This is a genomic window from Clostridium intestinale DSM 6191 (genome assembly GCF_900130055.1).
Classification (GTDB): Bacteria; Bacillota; Clostridia; order Clostridiales; family Clostridiaceae; genus Clostridium_T; species Clostridium_T intestinale.
This window is the reverse complement of record NZ_FQXU01000005.1, coordinates 504,683-521,305: the sequence shown is the minus strand read 5'-3', so window position 1 is coordinate 521,305 and position 16,623 is coordinate 504,683. Positions and strand designations below refer to the sequence as shown.

The 16,623-nt window shown below is 29.1% G+C and carries 16 protein-coding genes and 1 other RNA gene; 2 read left to right on the top strand and 15 right to left on the bottom strand.

Annotated features, from left to right (window positions below; all coding sequences use genetic code 11):
* Positions 1-26 precede the first annotated feature (26 nt).
* Together BUA92_RS09075 and BUA92_RS09070 are read right to left on the bottom strand one after the other, a co-directional pair.
* Positions 27-488 (bottom strand): hypothetical protein, encoded by a 462-nt coding sequence (locus BUA92_RS09075; RefSeq protein ID WP_073018844.1) that lies wholly within the window; start codon positions 486-488, stop codon positions 27-29.
* An 85-nt stretch (positions 489-573) separates the two neighbouring features.
* The gene (locus tag BUA92_RS09070; protein WP_073018841.1) at positions 574-1,116 is read right to left on the bottom strand and encodes an AAA family ATPase; all 543 of its coding nucleotides are present in this window, start codon (positions 1,114-1,116) and stop codon (positions 574-576) included.
* Positions 1,117-1,250: 134 nt separating this feature from the next.
* Between BUA92_RS09070 and BUA92_RS09065 the strand changes: the two genes are divergently transcribed.
* Entirely contained in the window at positions 1,251-1,475 is a 225-nt protein-coding gene (locus BUA92_RS09065; RefSeq protein WP_073018839.1) for a hypothetical protein, read from the top strand.
* A 49-nt stretch (positions 1,476-1,524) separates the two neighbouring features.
* Here the strand turns inward: BUA92_RS09065 and minE are convergent, their stop codons facing one another.
* From minE to BUA92_RS09005, 12 genes are all read right to left on the bottom strand, one after another.
* Complete coding sequence (gene minE, locus BUA92_RS09060; RefSeq protein ID WP_073018837.1) at positions 1,525-1,782, bottom strand: cell division topological specificity factor MinE; 258 nt, start codon at positions 1,780-1,782, stop codon at positions 1,525-1,527.
* Positions 1,783-1,795: 13 nt separating this feature from the next.
* Positions 1,796-2,593, bottom strand: coding sequence for a septum site-determining protein MinD (gene minD, locus BUA92_RS09055; RefSeq protein WP_073018836.1), 798 nt, complete (start codon positions 2,591-2,593; stop codon positions 1,796-1,798).
* Positions 2,594-2,966: 373 nt separating this feature from the next.
* Complete coding sequence (locus BUA92_RS09050; RefSeq protein ID WP_073018835.1) at positions 2,967-3,680, bottom strand: LytR/AlgR family response regulator transcription factor; 714 nt, start codon at positions 3,678-3,680, stop codon at positions 2,967-2,969.
* Positions 3,681-3,705: 25 nt separating this feature from the next.
* The gene (locus BUA92_RS09045) at positions 3,706-5,004 is read right to left on the bottom strand and encodes a sensor histidine kinase (protein ID WP_073018834.1); all 1,299 of its coding nucleotides are present in this window, start codon (positions 5,002-5,004) and stop codon (positions 3,706-3,708) included.
* A gap of 111 nt (positions 5,005-5,115) precedes the next feature.
* Positions 5,116-5,457: RNase P RNA component class A (rnpB, locus tag BUA92_RS09040), an RNA gene on the bottom strand.
* A 64-nt stretch (positions 5,458-5,521) separates the two neighbouring features.
* The gene (locus tag BUA92_RS09035; protein WP_073018832.1) at positions 5,522-5,869 is read right to left on the bottom strand and encodes a hypothetical protein; all 348 of its coding nucleotides are present in this window, start codon (positions 5,867-5,869) and stop codon (positions 5,522-5,524) included.
* A 137-nt stretch (positions 5,870-6,006) separates the two neighbouring features.
* Positions 6,007-6,807, bottom strand: coding sequence for a Nif3-like dinuclear metal center hexameric protein (locus BUA92_RS09030; protein WP_073018827.1), 801 nt, complete (start codon positions 6,805-6,807; stop codon positions 6,007-6,009).
* Positions 6,804-7,502 (bottom strand): tRNA (adenine(22)-N(1))-methyltransferase, encoded by a 699-nt coding sequence (locus BUA92_RS09025; protein WP_073018825.1) that lies wholly within the window; start codon positions 7,500-7,502, stop codon positions 6,804-6,806. Before BUA92_RS09025 ends, BUA92_RS09030 begins: the two co-directional genes overlap by 4 nt.
* A 12-nt stretch (positions 7,503-7,514) precedes the next feature.
* Complete coding sequence (locus BUA92_RS09020) at positions 7,515-8,402, bottom strand: PH domain-containing protein (protein ID WP_073018823.1); 888 nt, start codon at positions 8,400-8,402, stop codon at positions 7,515-7,517.
* Positions 8,403-8,468: 66 nt separating this feature from the next.
* Positions 8,469-9,581 (bottom strand): RNA polymerase sigma factor RpoD, encoded by a 1,113-nt coding sequence (gene rpoD, locus BUA92_RS09015; protein WP_073018821.1) that lies wholly within the window; start codon positions 9,579-9,581, stop codon positions 8,469-8,471.
* A gap of 26 nt (positions 9,582-9,607) precedes the next feature.
* The gene (dnaG, locus tag BUA92_RS09010) at positions 9,608-11,383 is read right to left on the bottom strand and encodes a DNA primase (protein ID WP_073018819.1); all 1,776 of its coding nucleotides are present in this window, start codon (positions 11,381-11,383) and stop codon (positions 9,608-9,610) included.
* Positions 11,384-11,590: 207 nt separating this feature from the next.
* Positions 11,591-12,619: a deoxyguanosinetriphosphate triphosphohydrolase gene (locus BUA92_RS09005; RefSeq protein ID WP_073018816.1), complete on the bottom strand. Its 1,029-nt coding sequence runs from the start codon at positions 12,617-12,619 to the stop codon at positions 11,591-11,593.
* 196 nt (positions 12,620-12,815) lie between these two features.
* Between BUA92_RS09005 and BUA92_RS09000 the strand changes: the two genes are divergently transcribed.
* Positions 12,816-13,880: a CotS family spore coat protein gene (locus tag BUA92_RS09000; protein WP_073018804.1), complete on the top strand. Its 1,065-nt coding sequence runs from the start codon at positions 12,816-12,818 to the stop codon at positions 13,878-13,880.
* A 41-nt stretch (positions 13,881-13,921) separates the two neighbouring features.
* Here the strand turns inward: BUA92_RS09000 and ppdK are convergent, their stop codons facing one another.
* Complete coding sequence (ppdK, locus tag BUA92_RS08995) at positions 13,922-16,552, bottom strand: pyruvate, phosphate dikinase (protein WP_073018802.1); 2,631 nt, start codon at positions 16,550-16,552, stop codon at positions 13,922-13,924.
* Positions 16,553-16,623 lie beyond the last annotated feature (71 nt).

Below are 16,623 nucleotides of genomic sequence, written 5' to 3'. Positions count from 1 at the left end.
GGTAGTTCATTCGCGAACTACCATTTTTAATCATTTAAATTTGGATTTTCTAAAGATATACAAGCCTTTTTTATAAGTTTTATATCTTTAAGCTCTGTATCTGAAGGAAATACTATTACTCTTATCTTATAATTCCCTTTAATATATTCTATGGTTTTGTTTATTTGTTCTACATTTTTTACTTCTTCCCCTATTTCATTTTCCACCCAATTAATAGAGTTATAAATACTGTGCATAACTTTATTACGAAATTCTAATTGAGTAAACTCTGGATTTAAATATTCCGATAATGTATCTTTAATATTAGAGTTAGCTTCATCTGCGCTTCCTATATATTCTAGCTCATTACTGTCTTTTTTATATATAAAGAAAATCCCTCTTTCTTCTGGAAGGCTCATTACATCAAAATCAATTAATTCTCCTAAGTTTTCTTTTATAAAATCCTTTGTTAATTCTTTTATATTTAATATATATTCATTTATTTGCAATTTTGCACCTCCTAATTATTCTATAGTATTCTCAATTATTATATGTATTATTAGAAGGTTAGGTTTTTAATGTTTTCCAAAATAGTTATTTATAATTTATTATTTTAACAACATCTCTAAATATACTTTCCTTACTTCTGTTACCATCAATAACATAATCACATTTTATAATATTAAATGCTTTACTATCATGCTCTACTCTTTGCAAAATATCCTCATCCACAACATTAAGCCTATTATGTTTTCTCAAACACATTCTGTCAATTCTAATATCTTTATCTGTCTTTATATATAGTACTATTATCTTAGCATCTTTTATCTCTGTTTTTATTTTATCTACTCCAATTGGATCAATTACATAAACGGATACACCTTTATTTCTATATTGCTCTCTAGTAGCCCAGTAATGATTTGAATTAAAATATGTATAAGCTATTACTTCATCTTCTCTACTTGCAAACTCATGGTATGTAGCAGCATCTACAAATATATGTCCTTTTTCTCCATCATATCTTTTTTTCCTTGTTGTATAACTTTGTATATAATTATATCCTTCTTTTTCTAATCTTTCTGCAATAGTAGACTTTCCGCTTCCACTTTCACCTACTATACATATTATCTTATCCATTTTATGACTCCTTATAAAATTTGATAAATATATTATACACAAATTTAGTTTAAAATTCCTCATTCAATTTTTAATCTATTATTAAAGGATTTTCATCCTACATGTAGAATTAATTTTTAAAGGGGGTGACAATTATGTTTGAATATACATTTACTAACGTTATAGAAGTTCTTACACCATTCGAAGTTGATTTTGATCAAGTTAAAACAGAAGTTACACAAACTAATGAATACACTAGAAACTTATTTAAGTACCCAAACGGTTTAATATTAGATACTTATCAATACCGTGATAAAGTTGTTATTAAAAGTAATAGAAAGCTAGAAGAAAAAGATGGCGCTGTTAGCGTTGTACTTTAAATATCAAAATAAGGTGGATACTCTAATCCACCTTTAAATTTATGAACTTTTATCTATATCTATTAACCTTAATAGGTATATTGGCTACTAGTATTGATGAATCAACTCCAGGTGAACTATTTTTTATTATTTTTAATTCCACCTCTGTATTATGTATTTCAACATACTTGGCAATTATCATTATTACTTCACTTTTTATTTTCTCTAATAACTCTAAACTTAAACTATCCCTGTCATTAATTAATATAAGTTTCAATCTTTTGCTTGCCACTTCTTTCGAGGATGTTTTATTATAAAAATTTTTCATCACTTATCCTCTATTATTTTGAAGCAAATAACTTTCTAAAAGTTGAACTAAAAGATTTATCACTTTTATCATCATATTTAAATGGCAACTTCTTACCAGTTATTCTCATAGCAATCCTCATAAAAGACATTCTAAGTTTAGAATTTTTATTTAGTGTAATTGGCTCTCCTCTATTAGTGGCAATTGTTATTGCTCTATCATCAATGATAATACCTATTAATTCTATATTTAAACTATTAACTATATCTTCAACATCTAGCATATCCCCATTTTTAGTCATTTCATAGTCAATTCTATTTATTATAAGCTTTATGTCTCTAATGTTTCGCTCTTCAATCATTCCTATAACTCTATCCGCATCTCTTATTGATGTAAGTTCTGGGTTTACTACAACAAGTGCCCTATCAGCACCTATAACTGAATTTTCAAATCCTTGCTCAATGCCTGCAGGACAATCTATTAACACATAGTCAAAAGAAAGTTTAAGCTGATTAACTAGCTCTAACATCTTTAAAGGATCTATGTCATTTTTATTATTAGTTTGAGCCGTTGGAAGTAAGTATAACCTATCGCTTCTTTTATCTTTTATTAGAGCTTGTCTTAAGCTACATCTTTCATCTAAGACATCCACCAAGTTGTAAACAACTCTATTTTCAAGACCTAAAAGTATATCCAAATTTCTAAGTCCAGTATCTCCATCTACTAGTACAACGCTTTTCCCCAAGGCAGCTAATGCCGTACCTATATTAGCTGTAGTAGTAGTTTTTCCAACCCCACCTTTACCCGATGTTATTACAATTACTTCTCCCATAGAAATTAACCTCCATTTTATAAATTTCAAGGGCTGTGCCCTTAATATTTATAGAAATATTACTAGATTAAATTTTAGTATATCTTTAATAATCATATTTCTATAAAAGCTTCTCCTTTACCATTATGAAACTTAAAGCCTACCTTAAATAATTTATATATTAAAGTAACCTTATTTACAGACATACAGCAAATTATTTTATTAACCATAATTTTCACTCCTCACTTATCTTTTTTTATAACTTTTAGTCCCTTTTCTATAAAATATCATATTTTGTAATTTAAACTCATTTAATGTAAAAACTGCGTCTTAAAATGTAAAAATTAATAAAAAAAATACATGCAACCTTTCACATGTATTTCAAATATATTATTTAGTTTAATAAGTAATTAAAGTATTTTTCTTTTACTGTTCCTGAATTTACGCTGCTTATTGGTATTTTGAGATTTCCACTCATAAAAATATAATTGCCTTCTATTTTTATGACATGATGCATATTTACAACAAAACTTTTATGACATCTAATAAATCTATCATCCTGAATAAGTTCAATAAAATCCTTAAGTTTAGAATAAAAGCTAATAGTTTGTCCTGACACCAAATGTATCATAACTACTCTAGCACTGCTTTCTGCATACAGAATATCTTTATAAATAATTTTATAGCTTCCTTTTTTATTTTTTATAACAATATTTTTATCATTTAAATTTAAATCCTCTATAGCTATAAATATAGCATCTTTTAATTTATCTTCCTCAATAGGCTTTAAAATATAATATAGTGCTCTCACTTCATAACTTTCTATTGCATGCTCCTTTGAAGAAGTTATAAATATTATTTTACACTCCTTGTCAAACTCCCTAATTTTTTTTGCAGTGTTTATTCCATTAGAAAATTTCATATAAATATCTAAAAAAACAATGTCATAGCTTTCTTTAGAGGAACTAACATGCTCAATAAACTCTTCCCCGTCATTAAAAGTACTAATTTTAAACTCTATATTTATATTGTTAATAATTTTTGATACATAAGAAGATATTAGCTCCAGTTCTTCCTTAATATCATCACAGACTGCTATATTTATCATTTATATCACCATCTTGATTTATTAATTAATTCAAATTAATAATAATATTAACCTGAAATTCTTGATTATTATATTTTGTATTAAAATAACCCTTATATTTCTCAGTTACTTTCTTTACACTTGATAAACCTATACCATGACCCTCTTCATCTTTAGTTGTTTTTATGGAGTTTTTCTCCACTAAAACCTGTCCATCAAAACTATTTTGTATTTTTATTACCATCTGTAGTCCTTTAATATAAACTTTTAGATCTATATATCTTCTATTTTTAATATTAACTTTTTTGCAAGCCTCCACAGAATTTTCAATACAATTTCCTAAAACTATCAATAAATCTAGTTCCTCTATACTTATATTTTGGGGTATATTTACATCAATTTTAAAGTCAATATCATACTTTGCTGATATTCCAAGATAATATTTAAGAAATGAATCCATAGTAAAGTTTTCACATATTCGTCCTACATTTGGGAATATTTCGCTGTTATCAAACTTACTAATGTATTCTTTTGCTCCAGAATAATTTTCAGCTTCTATCAAAGATTTTATTGCAAGGATATGATATCTTATATCATGTTTAAATGTGTAGTAGTTCTCTATTGATTCACTTAAAGCATTATAATTTTGCTTTTGTAATTCTATTTGAGTATCTATAATCTTAAATTTATATTGTAATTCCATATTTTTATTTACTGAATAGATAGCAATAAATATTATTATATAAGATAATAATATTACAACCACAAACATTATGCTATTAAAAACACCATAAGAAACTATAGCTTTATTTGTATTAAGTTCATAAAATTTAGCTAAAAAAAGAAACATTATTATACTATACAAAGAGATTATAGCTATAAATCTACTTGATACAAGTCTAATCATTTCCTTATATATTTTACTTGAGAAATATATTACTGGTATTATAGAAAGTTGAATTGATGTTCTTAAAATCATAGATATATGTCTGTATACATCTATATCCTCTATTTTGAATAATCCAACAATACAGCTTGATATTATAAGTATAATTACAGAAAAGAGCCATACCGTTATGCAGGTAAATATTTTAATTGAAATAGGCTCATCAAAAACTAGATATATATAAAATATTAAAGTACACAATAAAAGAAATATAACATACTTATAAAAAACAGTATCTATAAGAAGTATATCTGAAACTACTGAGCCAAGAACCATAATAAGTATGTTTATAGCAAGTATGGCTGATGAGTACTTAACGCTCTTTCTCCTACTAAGCAATAAGTTCATATATGTAATATTAATAATAAGCAAAACACTTGAATTTATCAAAAACTTCATTATATAACTCCTACTTATTAGCTCTTAATTTAAAACATCTAATAATACATTATATAATAAAAACTTTTAGGTGGCAAAATAAAAAACACTAAGTTCAAAACTTAGTGTTTTTTTGCGAGATAAGTCTATAAGCCGAGTTCTGTATTAGTCAATCATCTATCTAGGCCTATTGTTCCCAATAGGCTCAAGCGACACACCCAGAGGCGGGACGAGCAGCCCCATTTGCCTCTCTATTCGGTCTTGCTCCAGGTGGGGTTTACATAGCCATATAGTCACCTATATGCTGGTGAGCTCTTACCTCACCTTTCCACCCTTACCCAAAAACTTGGGCGGTATATCTCTGTTGCACTTTCCTTAGAGTCGCCTCCACTGGCAGTTAACCAGCACCCTGCTCTACGGAGCTCGGACTTTCCTCTCCTGACGTAAGTCAGCAGCGATTGACTGGCTTACTCGCAAGATTTATCTTATCATATAAGAGTATATTTTGCAAATTATTTATTTTACTAACTTTAGTGAATTACTTACAAATACTCAATGCGATAAGTAAAAGAAAAATAATAACCACACCAAACATTCCAACTCCTGAAAATAACAAAACTAAAAACATGACTCCAAGTATCCCAAGTTTAGTTGGTGTTAGCTCAATAGAAGAATATTTCTTCTTACTAATGTACTTTCCTATCTTCATATTTCCGATTTTCATATTACCTATTTTTCCTGACTCTATATTCTTCTTTAATTTAGAACTTTCATATATATCCTTTATATCTTCAAGAACTTTTTTAGAATCTTCCGCTAAGTTTTCCCTATTACCGCTAACATAACCTACCCCTGGTTTATATTTGCTTTCTCTTTTTTTACTCATTTTTTTCCCTCTAAAAGTATTGTTATTATATTACTACATATATATGCTTTAGTTTCCTTTTATGATAAAAATCTTATTCAACTAAATACTCTATTACAAAAAAATAAAAGCTATCTCTAGCTCTTATTATATCAACTCTATATAAATCTATATGGATCTTCTGATTTTTTCGATATTAAAATTTCAACATCTTCAACTGATTTAATGTCTTTTGTAATTTTCTTAGATAGTTCCATAAACACTGGCCACTCGCTTCCAAAGTGTCCTATATCAAGAATATTTAATCCCATTTCTTTATAATCACTTGCATAATGATAAGTAGTATCACCTGTGATTACGCAGTCTGCCCCATTATTATAAGCTATAGAGAAAAAATCTTGACCGCTTCCATTTATTATAGCTATCTTTTTAATTCTATCATTTCCAGATGGAACATATCTCAAATTACTAATATTTAAAGAGGTTTTAACTCTATCTATTAACTCATCTAATGTTATTACTTCTTCTAATTCCACAAATCTTCCTATCCCACTCTCATCAAAACCTTTAACTTTTGTTGGTTCTAATATGGACTTAGCTGAAAATCCAAGAAGTTCAACTATTTTATCATTTAAACCTTCTTTAACAGAATCAAAGTTTGTGTGACTTGAATAGAGATTTATATTATTTTTTATAAGATTAATTATTTTTTTACCCATCAAAGTATCTGTAGTTATGGTAGATGGTTTTCTAAAAATTAATGGATGATGAGTAATAATTAGATCCACAGTATGTGCTTTAGCTTCTTCTATTACATCTAGTGTACAATCTAATGCTATTAACACCTTCTTAATATCTGATGTTTTATCTCCAACCATAAGCCCAACATTATCATAGTCTTCTTTCAATATAGGTGGAGCTATCTTTTCCATAATATTAATTATTTGTTCTAACTTCATATTATTAGCTCCTTTAATCTTTTTATTTTAGCTGTTATTTCTTCTTTTCTTTTAACAGCACTTTCAGTATCATCTTTTATAAAAGAAAGAATAGTTTTGTATCTATCAAGTTTATTTTCTATAAAATCTTTAATCAATGGATGTTTATCCTCTATAAGTCTTGTGCTAACTTCATAATAAAAGGAATCTTCCTTAACTTTTACTTCATCTATTTTATTTTTATTGTACTTTACTTTAAAAACCTCATAAAATATATTTTCATCTATAACTAAATCTTCTTTTAAAATCTCAAAAGGACCTTTATATAAAAACTCTCTTAAGATTTCTGCATTTTGAGCTGGTTGTAGAATCATATATTTAAATTTTTGTACCTTCTTTATGTCTTGTACAATAATATCTCTTATTAAATTACCGCCCATTCCAGCAATAATAGCAGCTTCAACTTCTCCTAATCTTACAGTGGCCAAACCTGCACCTAATCTACATTGAATCTTATCAGAAACACCCTCAAACCTAACATTGCTTTCTGCCTTCTCTTTTGGCCCCTTGTTTATGTCTGAAGCAATCGCTTTAGTGCATATTTTATTTTTAACTGCATAAATAGGAATATATCCATGGTCTGTTCCAACATCAATCACACTTTCACACTTATCCATGTTATTCACTATACACATTAATCTTTTGCTTAACTCCATAATTACTCCGTTCTATAGATAGACATTTAATATCTTAATTTGAAACAAGAGAAATGCTAAGGCTATAGCTAAAGCTATATATATAAATTTATATGCAGATCTCTTATCATATTTTGCATTAAAATGTGAAGCATAATACATGCAAAATAGAATAATCATATTTAAAACTCCATATGACATTTGTTTAAAGGCAAAGTTTTTACCAGTTCCCATTACTATGGGTTTAAATTTACCATCAAAGCTTAGTGGCATTGATGCTGGCAATGCTTGTTTTAAATATAATATAAATGGATTTAAGATTATATAAAAGATTATTACTGTAGTTAATATAAATGGAACAAATAACTTTTTATCTTTATATAATCTTCTGTTTTTGTTTACTTTAGTTTCAAATTCCTGTAATTCTATATCTTTTTCTTCTATTATATTCTTAAATTTCTCAGCGTCTATTGGTGATATTCCATAACTCATCTCTGATGAATGTAAGTATATTACTTCACTATTAGAGGATGCAAACATATGGGTAACCCCAACTTTATCAACAACATAATTACCAAATCCATACCTATCTCTTCCAAACCCCGAAAGTTTAAACCCTTTTATAGGACCTGTACTAACATTGTATCCATCAATATCATCTAAGTATATTTTTATTTTTCTTATACCCATTAACGAATTTATTATTACTATATTATTTTCTATCTGATACTTCAAAGTTAGTGTGATTAATAAATAGTAAATACAATATATATTAAATAAAATAACTAAAAGCTGCAGTAATGTTAATTCTATGTAAGAATTTACAAAGCTATTTACTGCTAAATACAGCCCATTAGCAACTACTATATACATTATAATTTCCAATAATGCTAAGCCTTTTTTAGGCTTAAATTCTTCCATTAAAATCACCTCAAAAATCATTATAGCATAGGATATAAAAATTAGCACCTAAAAAGGTGCTAATAACTAATCTAAATAATCTTTTAACTTTTTGCTTCTGCTAGGATGTCTTAGCTTTCTTAAAGCTTTAGCTTCTATCTGTCTTATTCTTTCTCTAGTTACATTAAACTCTTTTCCAACTTCCTCTAGAGTTCTAGCTCTTCCATCATCTAAACCAAATCTTAGTCTTAAAACTTTTTCTTCTCTAGGAGTTAGTGTATCTAATACATTAATCAATTGTTCTTTAAGCATTGTAAATGCTGCCTGCTCTGCTGGTGCTGGAGCATCATCATCTGGAATAAAGTCTCCAAGATGTGAATCTTCTTCTTCTCCTATAGGAGTTTCTAATGAAACTGGTTCTTGAGCTATCTTTTGAATCTCTCTAACCTTATCTACAGGCAAATCCATAACCTTAGATATTTCTTCTGGGAAAGGATCTCTTCCAAGTTCTTGTAATAGTTGTCTTTGAACTCTTATAAGTTTATTTATAGTTTCAACCATATGAACTGGTATTCTTATTGTTCTTGCTTGGTCTGCTATAGCTCTTGTTATAGCCTGCCTTATCCACCAAGTAGCATATGTTGAAAACTTAAATCCTTTAGTAAAATCAAATTTTTCAACGGCTTTTATAAGTCCTAAATTACCTTCTTGAATTAAATCTAGAAATAACATTCCTCTACCAACATATCTTTTGGCAATAGATACAACCAATCTTAAATTAGCTTCTGCTAACTTCTTTTTAGCATAACTATCCCCATTTTCAATTCTCTGAGCAAGTTGAATTTCTTCCTCAGAAGATAGCAGTGGAACCTTACCTATTTCTTTCAAATACATTCTAACAGGGTCATCTATAGCAATTCCTTCTGGGATTGATAAATCAAGTTCTTCTTCGACTTCTGCTTCTCCAATATCACCTAAAACTTCAATTCCCATGGATTCTAATACTTCATATATCTTTTCTATTTGTTCAGGGTTTAGATCTATTTCATCAAGTTCATCCATTATCTCCTTGTATGTTATGCTTCCACTTTTCTTACCCTTCTCAATTAACTTCTTAACAACTGTCATTTTTGTACTTTTATCTTTTAAATCCTCAGTCTTTTCAACCTTATCCTTACCTTTAGTAATTTTTTCAGCCATTAAAATACCTCCTTCCGCTACGCCATTTAACCTCTTTTTAATCTTTTGAGTTCTAAATCAACATTCTTTAATTCTTTCGCTAGATTAATTAAATCCTCAAAAACCCCTTTATCTTCACTTTCCTTTAGCTTTTTCTTTATAGTATGCATTTTATTCTCTAATCTATATTTTCTTATGTTATAAATATAATCTTTGATAGATGCTTCTATATTACCCTCTAATATTTCTAATTCTCTTATCTTAATCCATTCACTTTGAGAATTTGTATCTTTGCAATTGTATTCTACAAAATCCTCCAAGTGGTCTTTTTTTTCTTCTTTACCTTCTATAATGAGTCGGTAAATATTTTGATGAGCTTTTGAAATTAGCTCCTGTTCACTTATATTTTCTTTTATTAATTGAAAATATTCATCTTTTGTCATTAGTTTAAGAAGTTGCCTCTCTCCCTTAAGGTAAGCAGGCTCTATATATGATTTTGTTCCATTTTCTTCCTTATTATTCATAAAGTTTTCATCTTTTTGGAATTTTGTCACTTTTTTAGAAAGTAGGTCATATAATGCCTGCTCTCTTATTCCTGTTTCTTCTGAAATCTTCTTAACATAAACATCTTTTTCTATGGGATTTAACTCTGCTAATATTTCTGTAACTTTCTGCCCATATAAAATTACATGCTCATTGTTAGTAAAATCTATTCCTTCTTTTGCTCTTTTTAACCTATATTCAATTAGTGGAAGAGATTCATCTATAAGTTTTAAAAAGGCCTCTTTACCATTACTTCTTATATACTCATCAGGATCTTTTCCTTTAGGAACTGTGAGTACTCTAACATCAAAACCTGCACTTCTTAAAATCTCTAATCCTCTTATAGTAGCATTTTGTCCTGCAGCATCAGCATCGTAAGATATTATAACCTTATCTGCATATCGCTTTAATAATCTTGCTTGATTTAGTGTCAGCGCTGTACCTAGTGATGCAACTGCATTTTTAATTCCATGTTGGTGAAGGGATATACAATCCATATAACCTTCAACTATTACAAAATATCTTTCTGGAAGCCCATCTTTAATAGCAAAATTTAATCCATATAAATTAGTGCCTTTAACAAAGATTGAACTTTCTGGAGAATTAAGATATTTGGGCTTAGAATCATCTAGTACTCTACCTCCAAATCCTATTACTCTACCTTTAAAATCAAAAACCGGAAATACAACTCTATTTCTAAATCTATCATAATAGTTTCCTTTTTCTGATTTAATTATTAACCCTACTTCCTCAAGTATTGCCTCATTGTAACCTTTAGATTTTAAATAAAATCTTAAACTATTCCAATCATTTTTAGCAAAACCTAACCCAAAACTTTTAATTGTTTTTGAAGATAGCCCTCTATTTTGGAAGTAACTCATAACATCTCTACTTTTAAATAAATTAGAAAAAAAGAATCTAGCTGCCTCTGTATTAATCTTATACATCAACTCTTTTTTAATTGCAGTTGAATTTTTTTCTCCATTTTCTAAATTTAGAGGAATGTTAGCTTTATCTGCTAAAACTTTTATCGCTTCCATAAAGGTTAGTTTCTTACTTTTCATTAAGAAAGTAATAACATTTCCAGCTTCTCCACAACTAAAACACTTATAAATTTGTTTGTCCTGAGACACGGAAAAACTCGGAGTCTTATCATTATGAAATGGACATAACCCCATATAATTTCTTCCTGATCTCTTAAGCCTTACAGTTTCAGAAATGATTTCTACAATATCATTTTCCTGCTTTATCCTTTCTATCAATGCTTCTTGAATCTGCAAGGAGTTCCCCTCCTTACTTTGATATTTTTTTCAACAATTATATTTATATTCGACATAAATTTTATAAATCCTTCTTGGGAAATTTAATAAATATAGAAGTTTTTACGATTATTTGTTAAAAACAATCATATACTCCTGTAAAATTTTCAAAATTCTTTCCAGCTTCACTTATTTTACCAAAAATTATCTTCTATTATTCTTAATTCTTTAATAAATTACAAACTTTGGAACATAAAGATTATTGAAGATATTGATACAATAATCGTCACTCATTCCTGCTATATAATCTGCAACTCCTCTATGTAATCCTTCTGCTTTCACTATGTTCTGATAAATTTCTGGCATTTCTTGTGGGTTTTTATAAAAATGTTCTATTACATTCTCTAAGACAAACTTAGCTTTGTTTCTTTCAACCTTTAATACATCCCCTAAATAAATATTTTTAAACATAAACTTCCTAAGTTCAGCCATAGCATCTCCAACTTCTTTACTTAAACTAACCTTAATATTATTATCATTTATGTTTTTTAATGTGTTTTCTATACAATCATTAACTAATGTATCCACTCTTTCTCCATGGGTATTTCCTAAAACCTTTATAATTTCTTTAGGCAACATATCTTCACTTAAAAGATTAGCTCTTATAGAATCATCTATGTCATGATTAATATATGCCATCTTATCACTATATTTCACAACTTGCCCTTCAAGAGTTTTTGCTTTTGCTTTTCCATTTGAAAATCCACTATGATTTAAAATCCCATCTATAACTTCAGCTGTTAAATTAAGTCCCTTGCCGTTTTTCTCTAATTTTTCAACCACTCTAACGCTTTGTTCATTATGTCTAAATCCACCTGGTAAAAATTCATTAAGAACTTCTTCTCCATTATGTGCAAAAGCAACATGACCTAAATCATGACCTAAAGTTATAGCCTCAACTAATATTTCATTTAACCCAATTCCTGCTGCAATTGTTCTTCCTATCTGTGCTACTTCTAAAGTGTGAGTTAATCTAGTCCTGTAATGATCTCCAAAAGTTTTTATATAAACCTGCGTTTTATGTTTCAAACGTCTAAAAGATTTAGAATGTATAACCCTATCTCTGTCTATCATATAATCAGTTCTAGTAACATCCTTTTCCTCAGGAGTATTCCTACCTAATGTTTTACTAGAAAAGGAGGCTTCTTTTATCAATGTCAACTCTTCATTTCTTTCAATTTTTTCCCTAATGTTCATATAATTCACCTCTTAAATTATTATTCTATATCAATCATAAAATTCCTTCATTTTTTAATCACTATATATTATTTATGAAAGTTTTTAATATTTTATTTCATATAATTATTTTATCCTTTAATTTTATTATCCATTAGAATAAATAAATAAATTCATTAATATCATATTAATAGGAGCTTTTAAAGAGGAGGTATTTATGGCAAAAGAGGCTGTAGATAAAAAAAGAGAGTTACTAAGTATATACGAGATTAAGGAATTTATTTTATCACAATATAATATTTTTGATTGCGACATTACTCCAGTAAAATTTAAGGATACTGCAAAACAACGTGCTGTATATAAAATTTCTTCTGTTTATGGGGATTTCTGTTTAAAAAAAGTTTATTATAGTGAACAGGATCTTCTTTTTGTGTACTCTGCAATTGAGTGGTATCACCAAAAAGGTATTAAAGTACCTAACCTAATACCAAATATAAATAAAGGAAGATATGTATCTTATAAAGACATGTTATTTATATTAACTCCTTGGGTTGATGGAGTGAAATGTGATTTTGATAACTTAGAACATGTTATATATTCAATAAGAAACCTAGCAACAATGCATAAGGAAGGAGAAAACTTTTTCCCTATTAACGGCGCAACTATTAGAAAGGGTTTTGATAATTTATACATATCTACAATGAAACACTTTTCTCACATGCTTAATTGTTCAAACTATGCATTTAAATACAAAGATAAATTTTCTAAGACCTATTTAAAACATTTTGATGCTAATGAATATTTAGCTAAAACATCATTAGAGATTCTTTCTACTGTAAACTTTGATAATCTTACAAAATCTCTATGTCACGGTGATTATGTTAATAAAAATATAATTTTTAATGTTGATGGTTATGTTTGGGTTATCGATTTTGACAAGTGTAGATATGATTATGTAGCAAAAGATATTTCCTATCTTTTGAGAAGACTATTAAAAAGAGAAAATACTAAATGGAATGTGGAGTTAGCTTTATCTTTAATAAATAACTATTTATCAATTAATAAACTTAATAAAGATGATATAAAGTATATTTTAGCATATCTAATATTTCCACAAAAGTATTGGAAGCTTTCACGTGACTACTATAAAAATATAAAAAAGTGCAATAAAAATTCGTTTAATTTGCTTTTATCTAAAGTTGTTGATAGAACAGATTTTCAACTTAGTTTTTCAACTGACATAATAGCTGCAATTGAAGAAAATTATAAAATAAAAATTTAAAGGCTTCAAGATTTTACTTGAAGCCTCCTTTTTATATTTAATTATCTTGGATTTTTAACTTGTGCTTGAGCTGCTGCAAGTCTTGCTAGTGGAACTCTAAATGGTGAACAACTAACATAGTCTAAACCAATGTTATGGCAGAACTCAACTGATGATGGATCTCCACCATGTTCTCCACATATACCAAGTTTAATGTCTGGTCTAGTTGCTCTTCCTTTTTCAACTGCAATCTTAACTAATGTTCCAACTCCATTTTGATCTAACTTAGCAAATGGATCTTGCTCATATATTTTATTTTCATAGTAAGCATTTAGGAACTTAGCTGCGTCATCTCTTGAGAATCCAAATGTCATTTGAGTTAAGTCATTTGTTCCAAATGAGAAGAACTCTGCCTCTTTAGCAATTTCGTCTGCAGTAATTGCAGCTCTAGGTATCTCTATCATAGTACCTACTTTATATTCTAACTCTGCTCCTGTTTCTTCTAGTACTGCTTTGATAGTACTAATTACAACATCTTTAACGAACTTAAGCTCTTTTATTTCTCCTATAAGAGGAATCATTATTTCAGGAACTACATTGTATCCCTTATTGTTTTTAACTTCAATTGCAGCTTCTATAACTGCTCTTGTTTGCATTTCAGCTATTTCTGGATAAGAAACTGCTAAACGGCATCCTCTATGTCCCATCATTGGGTTAAATTCATGAAGACTTTCCACTGTAGCTTTTAAATCTTCAAAAGTTAATCCCATTTCTTTTGCCAATGCTTCTATATCTTCATCAGAATGTGGTAAGAATTCATGTAGTGGTGGATCTAGGAATCTTATAGTAGCTGGTCTATCTTCTAGGGCTTCATATATTCCAACAAAGTCTCCTTTTTGCATAGGAAGAAGCTTTTCTAAGGCATTTCTTCTTTGCTCTTCATTTTTAGCTACTATCATCTCTCTAACAGCCATTATTCTATCTTCTGCAAAGAACATATGCTCTGTTCTACATAATCCCACACCTTCAGCACCAAACTCAACAGCTTGCATAGTATCTTTTGGTGTATCTGCATTAGTTCTTACTTTTAACTTTCTAACTTCATCAGCCCAGCCCATGAAAGTTGCAAAATATCCTGATATTTCAGGTGCAACAGTTTTTAATGCTGTAGGATAAACATTTCCTGTTGATCCATCTATAGACAACCAATCTTCTGAAGTTAAAACTTTTCCATTAACTTCTACTGTCTTAGCTGCTTCATTAACTTTAATAGCTCCACAACCTGCAACACAGCAAGTTCCCATTCCTCTTGCAACAACCGCAGCATGAGAAGTCATTCCTCCTCTTACTGTAAGTATACCTTGTGCTGCAATCATACCTTCTATGTCTTCTGGTGAAGTTTCTAGTCTAACTAAGATAACCTTTTCACCATTTTCAGCTCTTAATTTAGCTTCTTCGGCAGTAAATGCTATTTTTCCTGAAGCAGCTCCTGGTGAAGCTGGTAATCCTTTAGCTATTACTTCAGTGTTCTTTAATTCAGTTTCATCAAAGTTTGGATGAAGTAATGAATCTAATTGCTTAGGTTCAACTTTTAATATAGCTTCTTCTTTAGTAAGCATTCCTTCTTCAACTAAATCTACAGCTATTTTAAGTGCAGCCTGAGCTGTTCTCTTTCCATTTCTTGTTTGTAGGAAATATAATTTCCCGTCTTCTATAGTTATCTCCATATCTTGCATATCTTTGTAGTGAGTTTCTAATGTATTAACAATATCTTCGAACTGTTTATATATTTCTGGATTTTGAACTTGTAATTTAGAAATTGGGAGTGGTGTTCTAATACCTGCAACAACATCTTCACCTTGTGCATTCATTAAGTACTCACCATATATAGCGTTTTCACCTGTTGCTGGGTTTCTTGAGAAAGCAACCCCTGTTCCTGAAGTTTCCCCTTTATTACCAAATACCATTTCTTGAACATTTACAGCAGTTCCCCATGCTCCTGGAATGTCATTAAGTCTTCTATAAACTATAGCTCTAGGATTATCCCATGATCTAAATACAGCTGTAACTGATTCAATTAACTGTACTTTAGGATCTTGTGGGAACTCTTCTCCCTTTTCTTTCTTATAAAGAGCTTTATATCTTTTTACTAACTCTTTTAAGTCATCAGCAGTTAAATCAGTGTCAAGATGAACATCATTTTCTTCTTTCATCTCATCGATAAGATTTTCAAATAATCTTTTCTCAACATCCATAACTACATCTGAGAACATTTGTATGAATCTTCTGTATGAATCATAAGCAAATCTTGGATTGTTTGTAAGCTTTGCCATCGCTTCAACAGATTCATCATTTAACCCTAAATTTAATATTGTATCCATCATACCTGGCATTGATGCTCTTGCTCCAGATCTTACTGAAACAAGAAGAGGTTTTTCAACATTTCCAAATTCTTTGCCAGTAATTTTTTCAAGTTCATGCATTTTCTCATAAATTTCATCTATAACTTCGTTAGCTATAACTCTACCATCATCATAATATTTGTTACATGCTTCAGTCGTTACTGTAAAACCTTGTGGTACTGGTATTCCTAGAGTTGTCATTTCCGCTAAGTTAGCACCCTTTCCCCCTAAAAGGTTTTTCATTGATGCATTTCCCTCACTAAAAAGGTACACGTACTTCTTTTCTTCCATCTCAATACTCCTCCGTTCGATACGAAAATTATTGTTATATATACTAACGGGACTTTCCCGAAAGTTGCACT

Bases quoted from the DNA above. Each gene is read 5' to 3' on its own strand.
- minE (WP_073018837.1), bottom strand. From the start codon at position 1,782: ATGAAAAATTTTTATAATAAAACATCCTCGAAAGAAGTGGCAAGCAAA.
- BUA92_RS09030 (WP_073018827.1), bottom strand. From the start codon at position 6,807: ATGAAGTTAGAACAAATAATTAATATTATGGAAAAGATAGCTCCACCT.
- BUA92_RS09070 (WP_073018841.1), bottom strand. From the start codon at position 1,116: ATGGATAAGATAATATGTATAGTAGGTGAAAGTGGAAGCGGAAAGTCT.
- BUA92_RS09005 (WP_073018816.1), bottom strand. From the start codon at position 12,619: ATGAACATTAGGGAAAAAATTGAAAGAAATGAAGAGTTGACATTGATA.
- BUA92_RS09020 (WP_073018823.1), bottom strand. From the start codon at position 8,402: ATGGAAGAATTTAAGCCTAAAAAAGGCTTAGCATTATTGGAAATTATA.
- ppdK (WP_073018802.1), bottom strand. From the start codon at position 16,552: ATGGAAGAAAAGAAGTACGTGTACCTTTTTAGTGAGGGAAATGCATCA.
- BUA92_RS09065 (WP_073018839.1), top strand. From the start codon at position 1,251: ATGTTTGAATATACATTTACTAACGTTATAGAAGTTCTTACACCATTC.
- rpoD (WP_073018821.1), bottom strand. From the start codon at position 9,581: ATGGCTGAAAAAATTACTAAAGGTAAGGATAAGGTTGAAAAGACTGAG.
- minD (WP_073018836.1), bottom strand. From the start codon at position 2,593: ATGGGAGAAGTAATTGTAATAACATCGGGTAAAGGTGGGGTTGGAAAA.
- BUA92_RS09035 (WP_073018832.1), bottom strand. From the start codon at position 5,869: ATGAGTAAAAAAAGAGAAAGCAAATATAAACCAGGGGTAGGTTATGTT.
- BUA92_RS09050 (WP_073018835.1), bottom strand. From the start codon at position 3,680: ATGATAAATATAGCAGTCTGTGATGATATTAAGGAAGAACTGGAGCTA.
- BUA92_RS09045 (WP_073018834.1), bottom strand. From the start codon at position 5,004: ATGAAGTTTTTGATAAATTCAAGTGTTTTGCTTATTATTAATATTACA.
- BUA92_RS09025 (WP_073018825.1), bottom strand. From the start codon at position 7,502: ATGGAGTTAAGCAAAAGATTAATGTGTATAGTGAATAACATGGATAAG.
- BUA92_RS09000 (WP_073018804.1), top strand. From the start codon at position 12,816: ATGGCAAAAGAGGCTGTAGATAAAAAAAGAGAGTTACTAAGTATATAC.